Source organism: Bacteroidales bacterium (assembly GCA_016707785.1).
Lineage (GTDB): Bacteria > Bacteroidota > Bacteroidia > Bacteroidales > UBA4417 > UBA4417.
The window spans coordinates 63,096-80,888 of sequence record JADJGZ010000023.1 but is presented as its reverse complement, the minus strand read 5'-3'; the positions used below and the strand labels follow the sequence as shown (position 1 = coordinate 80,888).

The window sequence follows — 17,793 nt, the reverse complement described above, 5'->3', positions numbered from 1 at the left end:
AAAGGAGGTGCAAAATTAAGAAATATTTACAAACCTGCAAGGCTTGATTAGAATTTTAGTCAATGACTTCTTCCTTAAACTGATAGACCACACCCCGCTCTTCAAGCCCCTTCAGAAGGAATGGTAATACATCTGATTGATCAACAAGGGCTTCAGGAGTATTTATACCCGGATTCTTATACAATCCACCAATAAGTAAGCGAGCAGCCATAGATGCCGCATAACCTGTTGTTCGTGCCATGGAATGAACACCGGTTACTTTGTCATAATTATCTATTAATGTGTAGGTAATGCGTTTCCGTTGGTTATCCTTCAATCCTTCGGCTATGATAAGCATAACAGTGATATCCTCCTCCCCTTCCTGCAACTTGATCATGGGGAATAGAAGTTTGGCTGTCATATCAATAGGACGAATGGGGTTTCCATCAATCATCACTGTATCGGTTCTAAAAAATCCTGTTTCTCTCAGAATCCTCATTTTTTCAACATGACCAGGATAACGGAGTGTCTTTTCAATCATATTGGGGACATCCGGAATAGAGGTAAGCAATGACCTCAATCCATCGCTATTAAAGGATTCAACATCCCCGAAACCTTCTACATACATCGGCTCCACATCTGTTAAGGCAGGCATTATCACTTCCTTACCGTTTTTCCTGAACCTTGCGGGGCGGGTATATTCTTCTATGACATCTATTGGTGAGAAAACGGCTTTGTATTCATAAGGCCAGGGTCTTTCTTTTGGCAAGCCGCCTACATAAATCTTTAAATCATCAGCTTTATCAAAAAACCTGACACAATGTGCAGCCAGAAGGTTACTCATTCCGGGAGCTACTCCCATATCACAAATCGCAGTCACATTTTTCTCCTTTGCAAAAGCATCAAGAAGCTGGAAATCCTCGGGGGCAAAAGTTATATCCACAACATTAGTGCCTGCCTCAATTACAGCTTTCAAAGTCTGGTGGCCTAAAAAACCTGGAACCGCACTTACAACAAGTTCAAACCCGGCAGATAGTTTTCGGACCATTTTTGAATCAGAGAGGTCAACCCTTAATGTGGTCACTTTATGCTTTGCAGAGAGCTTCTCCAGAGCAACAGGATCTATATCGGCAACAGTTATGCTATTAGCGGGTTCTTTTGCAAGGTCGGCGGCAATGGGTCCACCTACCAGGCCAGCACCTAAAACTAGTATTCTCATATAAGTTCTATTAAATTTATCTTCTATTAATATTTAATTCCGGGATTCTGAGTTTCTGGTAATTTACTCCTTTTTAACCTTTGAAAGAGACTCTTGTATTGCGATACTATGATTCCAATCATTACCACACCCATCCCTGAAATTTTTGCAAAAGTAAAACTCTCCGCAAGAATAAAGTAAGAAAAGATAGCTGTAAAGATCGGTATCAGGTTAGTCAGTACATTTGATTTTACAACTCCAATTTCTTTTATTGATATGATGTAGAATAAGTAGGACAAGGTAGATGCAAATATGGTTAATTCGAAGAAGGCAAACAAAACTTCTTTTTGTGGCTGGATTAATAAAAAGGCTTTTAAGTCGAAGATGAGAAACAATGGCAGAAAGTAGAGCATTCCAATGGAATTCTGCAGCAGGATGATAGTTGCAGGCCGATAATTAAAAGCCAGTTTTTTAATAACTACTGAATAGGCAACAGCTGCTAAAACTGCAAAAAACAACAGCAAAATACCTTTTGGAGACGCTGAAATGGAGAAATCAGGATTGATTAGCATAATCAATATGCCAATAAATGACACCACAATACCCAGGATCACATCTCTTGACACGGTTTCTTTTAAAATAAAATAGGCTGCAATAGGGCTAAACAAAGGAATCGTAGAGATAATAACTGCTGAAACCGTGCTGGATACCAGGCTCAGCCCAAAACTTTCTCCCAGAAAATAGCAGAAAGGCTGAGTGAAAGCAAGGAGCAGGAACCACTTAATGTCTTTATTGTGGATGAATTCGAGCTTTTTAGTTACAAAGAGGAAGAGAAGAAGTAAGCCACTGGAAACCAGTAATCGAAACCAGATAATGGTTATGGGTTGATACTGCACCACAACTTGTTTGAACCACACGAATGACAGGCCCCAGAAGAGCATGGCAAGCATTGAATAGAGATATACTTTGAGGAATCGAAGCCCCATAGTTACGCCTTGTTACGAATGGTTAACCGGAGAATTATCAGTTTTGCTTGTCTGAACAAACGTTTTGAAAAGTATACTATCTGCAATACTTCTATTCAATACCTGCAAAGTGTTTCATAAACTGCACCCTTTCGTATGCGGCAGGGTTTTCAGCCTGCTTATAAGAAAGTTTCCCTTTGAAATCTGAAATTGAGTTAAAACCCTTCGTGACCATCCACTCTTCTAGTTCCTTGATCATCAGGGGTATCTGATCGTTCCCATTTTTGTATATCGTACTAACTACCTCAACGGCACAAGCTCCTGCGAGAATTAATTTGACTATATCTTTCCCGGTAAATACACCAGTTGATCCAACAATATCGCAATTAACAGCTCCGGAAAGTAAAGCGATCCAGCGCAATGGTATAGAAATCTCTGTAGGATCACTAAAAACATGAGAAGGTATGATTTTCAATGAGTCGACATCAATATCCGGAGAATAGAACCGGTTAAATAAAACAAGACCTTTGGCTCCGGCCCAATCCAGTTTTCGGGCAGTTTCAGCCAGGGCAGAGAAATAATACGAAATCTTCAATGAAACCGGAATCCTCACTTGTTTCAATACGGCCTCCATGATTGAAAAATATAGTTTCTCATTTCTTTCTGAGTTTCTCATGGGATCAGAAGGCAAAACAAATACATTGAGTTCAATGGCATCCGCACCAGCAACCTCCATTTTTTTAGCATAAGAAATCCATTCATCTGTTGTAAAACAATTTATGCTGGCAATCACCGGAATTTGTACTGCCTTTTTACACTGTTGTATTAGTTCCAGGTATTTCCCAATACTATTATCCTTACTGTAATTTCCAATATAATCAAAGGCTTCAGGATACAGATTGCTAAATTCATCCTGCCGAATCACATGATGCACCTCCTGGAGAATCTGCTCCTCAAATAATGATTTTAGAACAACTGCTGCTGCCCCTTTTTTTTCAAATTCAACAATATTCTCCACTGAGTTTGTCAGGCCAGAACTGCCAATAATTAAAGGATTCTTTAATTTCAAACCCATAAAGGTTGTATGAAGATTGACCATATTCCTGTAAAATAAATGGTTGATAAATTCTAATTCCTTGAAACTGTCATCATATATTTTCTGAGCACAGCATGGTAAAAATATCAAATATTTCAAACAATAACCTATGTAACTGGCAATATTTTAATACAAGTCAAAACAGGCTCCTTTACTTAAATTAATTCTGACAGAACTTTGATAATAAAGCTGACTAAAGATCATTTTGAAGCATCCCTGAACTTCGGTCAATAATCCGGATAATAAAAAAATAAGCCTGGAAACTATCCAGGCTTATTCAACAATAAATCGCTAAATAATAAGTATGATTCTTTACAATTCAACCTACCGGGCCAGGGTAAGTTTTTTGAACATATCTTCATTTTTAAGAATTTCAACGGCCTTTATGATATCATCATCTGAACTGCCAATGACTTCGAAGTATGCACTAACATTGTATAAATTTCTGGCAATTAAGCCTTTCAGAACGATGGATATTTGCTTACCGGAAGCTTCAAGCCCTTTCTCATCTTTAGGAACCTCCTTGGTTTGCGCATATTCAACGAACTCATCTAATAGTTTTGCATCATTGAAACCAGAATTGAACACCTTTATATTGGGATAAGTTTTTAACAGTTCGTTCCTTGTACCTTCAACATATTGAAGTACAAATTCATTCAGTAATCCTTTTCTGAAAACATCAGTATAATATTTGGATGCGAAAGTAGTATCGAGGGCGATAAATACGTCAGGCATTATTCCTCCTCCACCATAAACTACCCTTTGATTATGGGTATAATACCTTAGTGAATCAGGAAATTTGATACTGTCAGCATGGATCATTTCTCCATGTTCAAAGCGAGTAAAAACTTCACTGAAATAATCTTCAGAGCCCGTTTCATATGATTTCTGAATACATCTGCCAGAAGGTGTATAATACCGGGCAGTAGTTAAGCGTATCATTGAACTGTCGGGAAGGAGAAACGGACGTTGAACCAGTCCTTTACCAAAAGACCGACGGCCCAGAATAATTCCTCTATCCCAATCCTGCACGGCACCAGAAACGATTTCACTGGCTGATGCAGAAGCTTCATCGATCAGGATAATGAGTTTCCCGTTTTCAAAAGAACCTTTCCCGGTTGCCATAAAATCTTGTTTGGGGCTTCTCAATCCTTTCGTATACACAATGAGTTTACCCGATGGTAAAAATTCATCAGACAATTCAAAAGCGATATCCAGGTAACCCCCTGAATTATTTCTCAGATCGAGGATCAGGTTTTTCATCCCTTCCTTACGCAACTGCACAATAGATTCCCTGAATTCATCCGCGGATGTCCTGGCAAAACGTGCAAGTTTCACATAACCGATTTCTGAATTCACCATATATGTGGCATCGATGCTATTCAAAGGAATCTTATCGCGCACAATAGTGTATTCAATTAATCCTTTTGTTCCTTTTCTGAAAATATCAACCTTTACTTTTGTCCCTTTTGGACCTCTTAAATGATCCAGTACATATTGATTATTTATTTTACTTCCAAAAGCCTCTTCGCCATTAATTTTTATGATTTTATCACCTGCAAGAATCCCCAACTTGTCTGAAGGTCCACCTGGTACCGGTGAAACAACAAGAATGGTATCGTGATAAAGTTGAAACTGAATACCAACACCATCAAAATTTCCAACAAGAGGTTCATTTGTTCTGTCAATGTCCTTTTTGGAAATATAAGTAGAATGTGGATCTAATTCTTTCAACACATTGATTACTGCATCTTCAACAATTTTTGCATCATCTACATCTTCAACATATGCATAATCTATCAGTTGCAATAAACTTTCAAATTTTTGATAAGTAGCCCTCGGATCCTCTGATTCTTTAAAAACCTGTGTTTTCCCTTCCGTTGAGAATAGGAGCCCGGTGATTGAAAGTATAAGTATAATAAGTCTCGGTGCTTTGATCATAACAATTCTGGATTAAGGATTATCAAAATTAATACTATTTAACTTCTTGAATTGCTGCATTACTCACAATTGTAGCTTTTTAACAAAATTTATCAGTTCGTTAAATACTTACCTTATTTCAATCTATGAATTAAAAAGCCATCGTATATTTGATTGAAGTATCATTATAAAGAATAACTGTTTTTTTTAGTTTATGTTATATGGTTGCATTTATAGTTTGTGATTTGCCATTTTAAATGCAATCTCAACAGTGCCGGATACCCAATAAATCATCTATACTACAATTAGATAATAAAAAATAGTTAGCAACGGCTTTAATTACATCATTCATTTTTTTTCTAAAATCTCCCCCCATGTTACGTTTCCTGGTATTATTTATTTCACTCTCATTTCCACTATTGATTTCTGCCCAATGGACCTGGCAAAACCCTCTGCCACAGGGGAATTGGCTAGAATGTGTGAGTTTTGCTGATGAAAATAACGGTTATGCTGCCGGGAATTCTGGAACCTTACTAAAAACAACAGATGCAGGTCTAAATTGGACAAACTCACCTAATACCAATGGAGGGCCCGGGAAGGGGGCACTGATTTAATTTGCTACCCCGCGCTATCCGTTTGCGGGCGTAAACAAGGTGGGGTGTGGGGGATGGGGGCTAAGACCACCAGCCAATTTTCCCCATACAAATACAATGGCTTCTGTTTGTTTGCTGAACCGCTTGCGTCAAAGCGCCCCCCCTCAACACCCAAACACCCACAATTCAACCCCCCACCTTTTCCGCCCCCCTCTGATAGCCTTTCAAAACCCCGGCTTTATCTGATCCGGATTCAAAGTGACTCTCATAGTGAATTACATAAATTATTGATCAACTAATCAGTGAGTGACCTGTTGTTGTAGCTACACAATAGCATGTATTATTCAAACAAACATTAAGAAATGAGATTAGAAGACCTTGGATATAATGAGCAACTTGAGAAATTCAGGATTGACAATAACCTCGAAAACTTCGTGATTGGTAGGGTAATTGAAGAACATAAAGAACGATATATTATTAAAACCACATCAGGTGAGTACGAAGCAGAGATAACCGGCAATAAACGTTTTACTGCAAAAAGCCGTGAAGACTTCCCTGCAGTAGGTGATTGGGTTGCCCTAATAACTTATGACTCCGGTTTTGCAATCATACATGAAATATTCCCAAGGTTCTCGGTTATCAAAAGGCAGGCCGTTGGACAATTTGGAGAAATACAGATCATTGCAACGAATATTGATGCAGCATTCCTGGTTCAGGCCGTTGACAGGGACTTTAACATCAACCGCCTTGAAAGATATCTTACCATCTGTAACTCATCAAAAGTAAGTCCTATCATCATACTTAGTAAGATCGATTTAATAGATGAACAGCAACTCGCTGATATTATCTCAAAAATCAAAAGCCGTGTTCAGGATATCCCGGTTATTGAGTTAAGTAATGAATCGCAAAACGGATACGATAAAATAAATGCAATCATCAAAAAAGGAAAAACTTATTGTATGCTTGGTTCTTCCGGTGTTGGTAAATCGACCCTGTCAAATAACCTCTCAGGGAAAACCATCATGCGAACCGACACTATCAGCGTAAGTACAAATAAAGGCAGACATGTCACCAGTCACAGAGAGTTAATAGTGCTTGAGAATGGAGGTATTTTAGTTGATAATCCCGGAATGAGAGAGGTCGGCATTGCTGATTCAGAAAGTGGGCTAGAAATCACTTTCGATAAAATTATCGGGCTTTCATCGGATTGTAAGTATAAAGATTGTACACATACAAATGAAACAGGTTGTTCTGTTATAGAAGCGGTTCAAAAAGGAGAAATTGATGAAGCTTCCTATGAGAATTACCTGAGAATGGAAAAGGAGAAAGAATACTTTGAGTCAAGTGCTGAAAAGCGGCGAAAAAAGGAAAAAACTTTTGGGAAAATAATGAAGAATTATAAAAAAGATATGAAGAAGAATAACTTCTGATGAATACTTATCTTTGTTAGAAATTATTTTTATGCTTCTTCCCGGTATTGATCAATATATTGACATCCATACCCATATCTCTTGGAATTACCCTCATATCTTCAGCATTAAAAGTCTCGTTAAACCAGGGGAACCGGAAACCTTCCGTTCCATAAATAAACCTGTTTCCGTTGGCTTACATCCATGGTTTATCAATGAAATGACTGATGAAGACAGTCTGAAACTGGTCGCAGAAGCTTCAACCTCCTCACAAGTTCTTGCAGTGGGGGAATGTGGTTTCGACTTAAAAAAGGAAATCCCAATTGCTCATCAGGAGAAAGTTTTCCTTGCACAACTCATGATCGCTGAACAAGCGCAAAAGCCTTTGATAATCCATTGTGTACGAGCCTACCATAAAGTTCTGGAACTTATAAGCCTAAAAAAAACTACCGTCCCCTGGATTATTCATGGTTTTAATCATAATGAACAAATAGCCGGGGAACTGGTCCGGCAGGGAGCTTATCTTTCTGTAGGAGCTGACTTCCTTAAAGTGAATTCCAATATCCGGAAATCCATAAAATCCATACCATTAGACCACTTGTTTCTGGAAACAGATGAATGGCAGCAACCTGTATGGAAGTTATATGCTGAAGTTGCCAAAGTCCGCCATATTCAGGAGAAGGCTCTTAAAACCCAGATTTTCGAGAATTTCATGACTTGCTTTGATAAAAGCAGGTCTGGAATATCAAAATAAGCCTTTTTCAGGATTCTTATATTTATCTTTTTACTTTTGTCACTCTGGAGAAAAAAAGGGAATTCAGATGACAACCTCTATTTGGCAGACACGTACTGAACTATTAATTGGCAAGGATAACCTTTCGTTATTGAGGGATAAGCACGTACTTGTGGCTGGATTAGGCGGAGTTGGTGCCATTGCAGCTGAACAATTATGCAGGGCTGGTATCGGAAGTCTTACTATAGTTGATGGGGATACTATTCATCCCTCGAACCGGAATCGGCAACTTCCCGCAATGACTTCAACAGAAGGCAGGGAAAAAGCGAAAGTGATGCAGGAAAGGCTCCTGGATATCAACCCAGGGCTAAAATTGAACGTAATCAATGAGTATATCAAAGATGAGCGGTTAGTAGAAGTTATGGAGATGGGATATGATTATGTAGTTGACGCCATCGATACACTTTCTCCCAAAGTTTATCTTCTATTTCATGCCCATCGGCTTGGCTTCCCAACAGTTAGTTCAATGGGAGCCGGTGGGAAACTGGATCCCGGACAAGTGATGGTAGCCGATCTTGACAATTCCTATAACTGCAAATTGGCCTACTATATGCGTAAACGTCTTCATAAACTGGGCATCAGGCAAGGAATTAAAGTTGTTTTCTCCCCTGAAGTAGTTTCCAGGAGATCTATCCAGCTTTCGGAAGGCGAATTAAATAAAAAATCTACTGTAGGAACAATCTCCTATATGCCGGCTGTCTTTGGTTGTTTCTGCGCCAGTGTGGTAATAAGGGACCTGATCGACATAGTGGTCTGATAGTCAAATTAATATACACTTAAATCAATAGAATTTCCTGATGAATGGAGACCCGAGACTTTATGAAATACTGAATCAACTCAACATTGGGTTTACTTATCATGAACATCCCCCTGCTCCTACCATTGAAGAAGCAAAGAAATACTGGAAAGATCTTGCTGCAACACATTGTAAAAATATCTTCTTCCGCAATCATAAAGGAAACCGGCATTACCTGGTGATACTGGAGCATACACATGCGCTGGATATCCATGATCTTGAAAAAAGATTGAAGCAAGGAAAACTTAGTTTTGCTTCGGATGAAAGAATGAAAAAGCACCTTGGATTAACCCCTGGATCTGTCACTCCTTTTGGACTCATCAATGATCAGGATCATCATGTGCATACATTCCTTGATAGAAACCTGCTTCAGTCTGATACCATCAGCTTTCACCCATGTTTGAATACTGCCTCTATTATTGTGAAAACAGTAGATTTTATCCGATTCCTTGAATGGACTGGTAACACCTTTGAATTCACTGAGTTATACGACGATTAATCCAGAATATGAAAGGTTTCACGAAAACTATATACTTCATGCATCGAAAACACTGTTTCATCCTCGTAATCCTGTCAATATTTACAGCTGGGCCAATTCTGTCACAACAATATAACCCTTATTATGGGAGCATTGTGTCTGGTGTTTCCTATGATACCATTCTCACAAACCTCGAACATTTTCAGTCACTTGGAGTCAAAGAACCGGGTACTGCTGCATTGAATAATACTGCAGATTGGCTCATCGAAAAATATGAATCCTTTGGTTACACTAACATCGTCAGGGATACTTTTGAACTCAATGGCAAGCAGTTATACAATATTATAGTAACAAGGCAAGGAACAACTTTCCCTCCAAGATATCTCATAATCGACGGGCATTACGACACTTACCAGGGGCCCGGGGTAAACGACAATGGCAGCGGTGTCGCATGTATTCTGGAAATTGCAAGGCTACTGGCCACTGTCCCTATCAAATACTCCATCAGGTTTATCAATTTCAGTGCAGAAGAGCAGGGTTTGATTGGCAGTCAGCATTATGTAGACCATACAGTAGTGCCAACAAACATGAACATACTGCTCGTTTTCAACATCGATGAAGTGGGTGGAGTTGCCGGAATGATAAATAATACGATAACTTGCGAAAGAGATGAGGATGTTCCTTCATCCAATAATGCTGCATCAGCAGCCTATACTGATAGCCTGGTAAATCTTACTGAACTCTACTCAAACTTAGAAACTCAGATCAGTTATGCCTATGGTTCCGATTATGTACCTTTCCAGGAAGCAGGCAAAGTAATTACAGGACTTTATGAAACTAATGAATCAACTGTCGTGCACACTCCAAATGATATTCTTTCCAGGATGTCGCCGAATTATGTTTATGAAGTTACCAAAGCTGCAACAGGCGCTATTTTGCAATTCTCCGGTGCTTACCTGTTAAACACATCATCAGGTGAGGATTTAGATGAACTGGCACTACACATTTTTCCCAACCCGGCATTTGAAAGAATTTCATGGAGTCCCGACGTATTTAATTCTCCATACCAGCTGAGCATTTATAATAGTAAAGGAGAAAAGGAATATTTCAAGAAATTCTGTGCAATGGATCCATGCCAGGCTGAAATCGGTCATCTGAATACGGGCTTATTATTGTTGAAGTTTGACCAGGAGAATGGGAAGACATCCATGGTTACCCGAATTATTAAATTAAAGTAAAAATAGAAGTATGAAGAGGAAGTTTTTAATGAGAAGTATAATAGCTAGTCTGCTGGTTTTCATTCTCACAAGTGCAATCCCAGGTAAGATATTTGCCCAGGGCAGCAGTAAATATGCAGTAATCGCTTATTATATGGGTAGAGGGAATGATGCAGCAGAATATCCTGTTGAGAAACTCACCCATATCATCTATAGTTTCCTTCATCTTGAAGGCAATAAATTATTGGATAAACCCAATGACAGCTCAAGTATTATTGAATTAGTAGCGCTCAAAGAGAGGAATCCATCACTAAAAGTAATACTGTCGTTAGGAGGCTGGGGTGGTTGTCCAACATGCCCGGATGTTTTTTCTACAGAAGCAGGAAGAATGGAGTTTGCACTTTCAGTTAAACATCTTCTGGAAAAATATAAGGCTGACGGATTGGATCTTGACTGGGAATACCCTGCCATTGCATCCATCCCCGGCTTCAAGTATACCCCTGAAGATAAACCTAATTTTACCGCTTTGATCCTTCAACTCAGGGAAGTATTAGGACCGGAATATGAGTTGAGTTTTGCTGCAGGCGGTTTTAAGCAATTTCTTGACGAATCGATAGAGTGGAGTAAGGTGATGCCTCATCTCAATTATGTCAACCTGATGACCTATGATATAATTAATGGCTATAGTACTAAAAGCGGGCATCACACCTCATTGTACTCAACACCGGAACAAATGAATTCAACGGATTATGTCGTCAGATACCTTGATTCTCTTGGTGTTCCAAGGCAAAAAATGATCATTGGCGCTGCTTTTTATGCCAGGGTATTTAAAGGTGTGGCTTCTGCGAATAATGGACTTTACCAGGAATGTCAATTTAGTGACTATGTAAATTTCAAGAATTTCGACACCTATTTAGATAAGGATTCCGGCTTTAATCATTTCTGGGATCCGGTAGCCATGGCACCCTATAGTTACAATGCAGAAAAGAAACTGTTTGCCACATACGACGATAAACAATCGATAGAGTTAAAATCCAGGTATGTGATGGAAAATTCGCTGGGAGGAATCATGTTTTGGTCCCTTGGCGGAGATAAATATTCAGGAGGATTGCTGGATACCATATATCAAACCCTGACTTCAAAATAATCAATAAACCTGCAAAAGGAAATACATAGGGTTGGTCAGACATTTTCAAATCAGCCGATCTGAAACCTTTCGCCTTCAATAGCCAGTTCAGTAGCGGGGAAAATACTTCGAGCCTCTTCCAACAATGGTTGCAGGTCATCATACCTGGCTGAATAATGGCCTATGATAAGCTGTTTAACATTTGCTTTTAAGGCTATTGTAGCTGCTTCAATGGCTGTTGAATGGAACTTTTCAGCGGCATTTACAGCACGGTTATGCAGAAAAGTAGTTTCATGATACATCAGATCAGCCTTGCTGATGACAGGTAAAATTTCTTCGAAATAGGCAGTATCAGAACAGAATGCATAACTCCTGGCCGGGTATGGAGGAATTGTCAATTCTTCATAAGTGTGATAATTCCCTTTTGCATCCGTAAACCCTTCACCATGTTTTATTCTTGCCAGAAGGTGAGCAGGAATCTCAAATTCCTCGATCAGTTCCTTTTTAATCCTTCGTTCTCCCGGCTTTTCCTCAAAAAGGAATCCTGTTGTCGGAATCCGGTGAAGCATCGGGAAACTTACCACTTTGAGAGTAGAATCTTCGAATAATACTTCCGGACTAATTGCCTGGGTGGGGTGAAAGAAGAAAGGATATATCAGTTCAGTGAGTGAAACTTTCAGCTGGAGATCAATAATAGCGTGTAATTCAGGCGGGCCGTAAACATGCAGGGGCTTACTTCTGCCTAATAAATGCATCGATGAAATAAGTCCGATAAGTCCAAAGAAGTGATCACCATGCAAATGACTGATGAAAATATGATTAATCTTCTGAAAATGGATGTGCATTCGCCGGAGAGTCACTTGTGTGCCTTCACCACAATCGAGAAGGAAAAGGTGTTCATTGTGATTTACCAACTGTGATGTCGGGTTCCGTTCAGAAGTCGGGATTGCGGAACTGCTTCCCAGGATGGTAACATTGAATTTGAACATAACACAGTATTCGGACTATAAAGATCAGCAAAAAAATGATATCGGCTTAAAAAAGCAGAGGCCGGAGATAATCCGGCCCCTGCAATGATGAAGTATAATAAGAAAGAATTACTTCGATTCTTCTTCTGATTTCTCCATTGAAGCTTTAAGGTTAGCAAGAGCATCAAGATCCCCGAGGGTAGTCTTTTCCAGACCGTCCTTCAGTTTCTTCACAGCACGTTTGGTGCTCATTTCTGCACTCTCCTTTTCCTTTTCATCCTTGGCTTTATCAGCAGCCTTGGTATCCTGGTGCATACGTGAATGTGAAAGAATGATTTTCTTATTTTCCTTTGAGAATTCAATTACTTTGAAATCAAGGGTTTCATCAACTTTCGCAGTTGAATTATCTTCCTTCTGTACATGGCGCAGTGGTGCGAAACCTTCTACTCCATATGGAAGGGCAACGATAACTCCCTTTTCTGCTGAGTTAACGATGGTGCCTTTATGAATTGAACCAACGGTAAAGATGCTTTCAAAAACATCCCATGGGTTTTCTTCAAGTTGTTTATGACCAAGACTCAGGCGGCGATTTTCAACATCAACATCGAGAACCACAACATTGATCTTTTCTCCGATCTTGGTGAATTCTGCAGGATGTTTAATTTTCTTGCTCCATGAGAGGTCACTAATGTGGATGAGACCATCAACACCTTCTTCCAGCTCAACGAAGATACCAAAGTTGGTGAAGTTACGAACGGTAGCTTCATGCTTTGATCCAACAGGATACCTCTTAAGAATATCAGTCCATGGATCTGGAATGAGCTGTTTGATACCCAGCGACATTTTGCGTTCGTCGCGATCAAGGGTAAGAACAACTGCTTCTACCTCGTCTCCAACTTTCAGGAAGTCCTGAGCTGTGCGTAAATGCTGGCTCCATGACATTTCTGAAACGTGAATCAGACCTTCAACGCCTGTGGTAATTTCAACGAAAGCGCCGTAATCTGCAATTACAACTACGCGGCCTTTAACCTTATCTCCCACTTTGAGATCTGATGTAAGTGAATCCCATGGATGAGGAGTAAGTTGTTTGAGACCGAGTGCGATACGCTTCTTGTTTTCATCGAAATCAAGAATACATACATTAAGTTTCTGATCGAGCTGAACGATTTCTTCCGGATGGTTAATACGTCCCCATGAGAGGTCAGTGATATGGATAAGTCCATCAACACCGCCGAGGTCGATAAATACACCGTAGGAAGTAATATTTTTAACTGTTCCTTCAAGAACCTGTCCTTTTTCAAGTTTGGAGATAATTTCGGCTTTTTGAGCTTCGAGTTCATCTTCAATAAGGGCTTTATGAGATACAACCACATTCTTGTATTCCTGGTTGATCTTAACAATCTTGAATTCCATAACCTTATCAACGAACTGATCGTAATCGCGGATAGGCTTCACATCAATCTGGGAACCCGGGAGGAAAGCTTCAATACCAAAAATGTCAACAATTAAGCCACCTTTGGTACGGCACTTAACATATCCATTGATGATTTCATTCTTTTCAAATGCTTCATTAACGCGCTCCCATGACCTGAGTATACGGGCTTTCTTGTGTGAAAGCTGTAACTGGCCACCCATATCTTCCTGGTTTTCAACATAGACTTCAATAATATCGCCTATCTTAAGTGCAGGATTGTACCTGGTTTCAGAGATAGCAATAACACCATCGGATTTGAAACCAATATTTACAACAACTTCACGGTTATTGATGCCAACAACAGTTCCATCTACAACTTCGTGATCACCTATTGAACTCATGGTTTTTTCATAGAGATCTTCAAGGCGTTTACGCTCAGCTGCGGGATAAGCTTCATGTTTCTTTCCAATAGCATTCCAGTCGAATTCAACAGGAACTTCAGGAACTTCAACAACTTTCTCTGCCGGCTTTTCTGCAACTGGTGCAGACTTAACTTCTTCAACAGGTGCAGGAACCTCTTTCACTTCTTCAACCTCGGCAATCACTTCTTCAGCTTTTGCTTCTTCAGCAACTACTTCTTCTGCTTTTGGTTCTTCAACTGCTACTTCTTCTGCTTTTACTTCTGTTGTCTCTTCAACAACATCCTCAATAGGCTTTTCAACCTCATTCAGATCGTCGTTCAATTTTGTTTCGTCACTCATGAATTATTATTAATGGGGTCTTCCGGGGAGACCGGTTTAACATTAGTTTGTTTCTCATACCATAAGATGTAGTTGCTCCCGGATGGACAAAATACAGCTATGGTAAATTGGGGTGCAAAGGTAGGAATTTTTCTTTATTTAACTCACTATAGTATGGCACTTTTCAATCAAAATTCACTAAAAATCTTATCTATCAGTTATAGGAAAGCAGCAGAGAAAATCACCAACCTTTTCGTCAAACAACTATATTTGTCGCAGGAATGATCACAATGGACAAAATCAGGATATCTGCCGTTTCTTATTACAACACATTACCCTTGATTCATGGGATACTCAACTCAGGCCTGCTTGAAGGTTATGAATTGAATCTGGATGTTCCCTCTGCCTGTGCCAGGAAACTCATGGACGGATCAGCGGATCTAAGCCTGATCCCGGTAGGAGCCTTACCCGGACTTAATGAATATCAACTCATTGGTAATTATTGTATCGGTGCTGCAGGAAACGTTAAAACAGTTTTACTCCTTACAAATTCCCCCCTTAATAAATTAAAAAAGATTTACCTTGATACCGACTCATTAACTTCTGTTAACCTTGTCAGGATCCTGGCAAAAAGGTACTGGCAAATACAGGTTGAATGGGTGAGCCTGGGGGACCATCCAATTACAATACCAGGAATGGATGAAGGAGTTGTTCTGATCGGAGATAAAACATTTGGGGCCTGCCGGAATTACAAGTATTGCCATGACCTCGCTGGTGCCTGGTTTGCATTTACCGGATTGCCCTTTGTATTTGCAGCCTGGGCAACGCTTAAAGAGCTACCGGAAATCTTTATCAGGCAGTTTGATGAAGCACTTAGCTGGGGCGTCAATCATACTAAAGACTCCATTCATCTTGCAAGAAATCTCATGATTAGCGAATCAGCACTTTTGAAATACCTCGAAAGCGATATCAGTTTCTCTTTTGATGATGAAAAACGAAAAGGGCTGGACCTATTCCTCTCCTACTTCAAAGAAGACCTTGTAAAAGTACCGATCAACAGGTAATAAAAACTCTGCCAGATGATCATACCCCTTTCTTTTCTCAGAAAAAGCGGGGAAATAAAGCCAGATACCTGGGAGATTTTATTATTTCTTAGTCTGATATCCTTGTTTCTTAGCCATTTCTTCCAGGCGTTTCTGGAATCCTGATTTTACCACAGGTTTTTTCTTGTTTTCCTGGATCCTTGCATGAAGTTTATCTTCATTCACCATCCTACGAATAAAATACATCTGGGCAAATGTAAACAGGTTGGCCAGCAGGTAATAGTAACTCAAACCTGAAGAATAACTGTTGAAAAATCCGAGGAACATGATTGGCATGAGATACATCATGGTCTTCATACCTGGAAGCTGATTTGTTGAACCCATCATATCATTATTCATTTTCGTATAAATAATGGTAGAAATGGTCATGAGCAGGCAGAATAAACTTACATGATCCCCATAAAAAGGAATGGTAAAAGGCAGGTTCAAAACAGAATCATAACTTGATAAGTCATGGGCCCAAAGGAAGGATTCCTGCCGGAGTTCTATGGATGCCGGGAAGAACCGGAATAAAGCTATAAGAATCGGGAATTGGAGCAACATAGGTACACATCCTGACATTGGATTGGCTCCCGCCTTCTTATATAATGACATGACTGCCTGTTGCTTTTTCATCGCATCCTCTTTCTTAGGATACTTAGCATTAATTTCTTCTACCTCTGGCTTAAGAATCCTCATTTTGGCAGATGAAATATAAGTCTTCCAGGCAACAGGGAATAATACTATCTTCAACAGTACCGTAAGGATAAGAATAATAATCCCATAGTTGATATCAAAACTTTCAAGCCAGTTGAAGACTGGTAATACGGCAAAACGGTTGATCCATTGCATGAGAAAGAAGCTCCATCCCAATGGAATCTGGCGTTCCAGGCTTAAATCATAGCCCCGCATTAGTTTATATTTATTGGGACCAAAGAACCAACGCATATTATAGGCCTGGTCACCTGTAGGATTATATGGCAAAGTGAAAGAGGCTTTCATGGTTTTGAGCAGCCTGGCATCACTCTCTTCATGTGAAATAGTTTCCAGATCAGTACTTTCAAATTTATCCGGGGCAATTAAAGTGGCTGAAAAGAACTGGTCTTTGAATGAAACCCATTTAACCGGAGTATTCACCCGCTCCTTCTCATCACTGGTTTCAGTAAGATAGTTCACATCTCCTGTATTATCCATGTAATAGATGGTCGACTGGGTGAGTTCATTCTTAAAACTCTTCTCCTGTTGATAAAGATCAGTATTCCAGGTTAGAAGTAAGTCCTGGGTATTTTGAGCAACAATCCCTTTAAGGCCGACAAACCTTACTGAGAAACCAACCATATACTCATTTCCTTTCAGGGTATACAGGTATTCAATATATCCGGATTGTCCGGAAACACTGTCGCTGCCTGAAGGATAGAGCCGAAGGGCAAATTGTAAGGAGTCCTTGCCTTTTACAAAAAGGGAATCAGAAAGATTAGCATCAGATGCGACGCGTTGGAAAAATAAATCATTGGTATTAACTGACTTCAGATCTTCGGTATTAAACTCGAATCCAAAGACTGATGAATCACCGCGTGAGATAACCAAAGGCAAGGTATCATGGGTTTTGAAGTCTTTCAGTTCAGCAGAAAAGACCGATCCTCCCTTGGCAGAAATTTTCAGCTTAAGAACCTCATTTTCTATAACATAGAATTGATTTTTACCCTGGGTAGAATTGGCGAAAGCCCCGAACTTCTCAACAGCCAATGATTGTAGGGTATCCTTGGGCAACCTGGATAATGAGTCCTGTATGGTCTTTTGAATTTTTTGTTGTGCCGACTGGATAGCAGCTTCAACTTGCTCAACTTTAGCAATGGAATCAGCCTTTTTCCTGGCTTCCTGCATTTCCTCCTTCGAAGGAGTCATAAATAAGCTATAGCCAATCAGAAGGGCCATGATAACAACCAGGCCAATAATATTCGATCTACTCATTGAAATGTTCTTTCTATTATCTATTTGGGGGCGCAAAGATACAAAATG

General features: G+C 39.7%; 15 protein-coding genes. 8 read left to right on the top strand and 7 right to left on the bottom strand.

Annotated elements, in window-relative coordinates; all coding sequences use genetic code 11:
• Positions 1-55: 55 nt before the first annotated feature.
• From IPH84_13520 to IPH84_13505, 4 genes are all read right to left on the bottom strand, one after another.
• Positions 56-1,198, bottom strand: a complete 1,143-nt coding sequence (locus tag IPH84_13520) for a saccharopine dehydrogenase NADP-binding domain-containing protein (protein ID MBK7174221.1) — start codon at positions 1,196-1,198, stop codon at positions 56-58.
• A gap of 26 nt (positions 1,199-1,224) precedes the next feature.
• Positions 1,225-2,163: a DMT family transporter gene (locus IPH84_13515; GenBank protein ID MBK7174220.1), complete on the bottom strand. Its 939-nt coding sequence runs from the start codon at positions 2,161-2,163 to the stop codon at positions 1,225-1,227.
• A 91-nt stretch (positions 2,164-2,254) separates the two neighbouring features.
• Positions 2,255-3,241, bottom strand: coding sequence for a dihydroorotate dehydrogenase-like protein (locus tag IPH84_13510; GenBank protein MBK7174219.1), 987 nt, complete (start codon positions 3,239-3,241; stop codon positions 2,255-2,257).
• Between the two features lie 321 nt (positions 3,242-3,562).
• Positions 3,563-5,179, bottom strand: a complete 1,617-nt coding sequence (locus IPH84_13505) for a S41 family peptidase (GenBank protein MBK7174218.1) — start codon at positions 5,177-5,179, stop codon at positions 3,563-3,565.
• 353 nt (positions 5,180-5,532) lie between these two features.
• Between IPH84_13505 and IPH84_13500 the strand changes: the two genes are divergently transcribed.
• The 7 genes from IPH84_13500 to IPH84_13470 all read left to right on the top strand — a co-directional run bounded on the left by IPH84_13500 (position 5,533) and on the right by IPH84_13470 (position 11,591).
• Positions 5,533-5,772 (top strand): hypothetical protein, encoded by a 240-nt coding sequence (locus IPH84_13500; protein MBK7174217.1) that lies wholly within the window; start codon positions 5,533-5,535, stop codon positions 5,770-5,772.
• A 341-nt stretch (positions 5,773-6,113) separates the two neighbouring features.
• On the top strand, positions 6,114-7,181 hold the full coding sequence (gene rsgA, locus IPH84_13495) for a ribosome small subunit-dependent GTPase A (GenBank protein ID MBK7174216.1): 1,068 nt from the start codon (positions 6,114-6,116) through the stop codon (positions 7,179-7,181).
• Between the two features lie 31 nt (positions 7,182-7,212).
• On the top strand, positions 7,213-7,914 hold the full coding sequence (locus IPH84_13490; GenBank protein MBK7174215.1) for a TatD family hydrolase: 702 nt from the start codon (positions 7,213-7,215) through the stop codon (positions 7,912-7,914).
• A gap of 67 nt (positions 7,915-7,981) precedes the next feature.
• Entirely contained in the window at positions 7,982-8,710 is a 729-nt protein-coding gene (locus IPH84_13485) for a tRNA threonylcarbamoyladenosine dehydratase (protein ID MBK7174214.1), read from the top strand.
• A gap of 40 nt (positions 8,711-8,750) precedes the next feature.
• Positions 8,751-9,248, top strand: a complete 498-nt coding sequence (locus IPH84_13480) for a prolyl-tRNA synthetase associated domain-containing protein (protein MBK7174213.1) — start codon at positions 8,751-8,753, stop codon at positions 9,246-9,248.
• Between the two features lie 38 nt (positions 9,249-9,286).
• On the top strand, positions 9,287-10,465 hold the full coding sequence (locus tag IPH84_13475; GenBank protein MBK7174212.1) for a Zn-dependent exopeptidase M28: 1,179 nt from the start codon (positions 9,287-9,289) through the stop codon (positions 10,463-10,465).
• 28 nt (positions 10,466-10,493) lie between these two features.
• Positions 10,494-11,591 (top strand): glycoside hydrolase, encoded by a 1,098-nt coding sequence (locus IPH84_13470; GenBank protein ID MBK7174211.1) that lies wholly within the window; start codon positions 10,494-10,496, stop codon positions 11,589-11,591.
• Positions 11,592-11,641: 50 nt separating this feature from the next.
• Here IPH84_13470 and IPH84_13465 read toward each other — a convergent pair whose 3' ends face one another.
• Together IPH84_13465 and rpsA are read right to left on the bottom strand one after the other, a co-directional pair.
• Complete coding sequence (locus IPH84_13465) at positions 11,642-12,559, bottom strand: ribonuclease Z (protein ID MBK7174210.1); 918 nt, start codon at positions 12,557-12,559, stop codon at positions 11,642-11,644.
• A 108-nt stretch (positions 12,560-12,667) separates the two neighbouring features.
• Positions 12,668-14,713 (bottom strand): 30S ribosomal protein S1, encoded by a 2,046-nt coding sequence (rpsA, locus tag IPH84_13460; protein ID MBK7174209.1) that lies wholly within the window; start codon positions 14,711-14,713, stop codon positions 12,668-12,670.
• Between the two features lie 260 nt (positions 14,714-14,973).
• Here rpsA and IPH84_13455 point away from each other — a divergent pair, with 260 nt between their 5' ends.
• The gene (locus tag IPH84_13455; GenBank protein MBK7174208.1) at positions 14,974-15,756 is read left to right on the top strand and encodes a menaquinone biosynthesis protein; all 783 of its coding nucleotides are present in this window, start codon (positions 14,974-14,976) and stop codon (positions 15,754-15,756) included.
• An 81-nt stretch (positions 15,757-15,837) separates the two neighbouring features.
• Here IPH84_13455 and yidC read toward each other — a convergent pair whose 3' ends face one another.
• Positions 15,838-17,745: a membrane protein insertase YidC gene (gene yidC, locus IPH84_13450; protein MBK7174207.1), complete on the bottom strand. Its 1,908-nt coding sequence runs from the start codon at positions 17,743-17,745 to the stop codon at positions 15,838-15,840.
• Positions 17,746-17,793 lie beyond the last annotated feature (48 nt).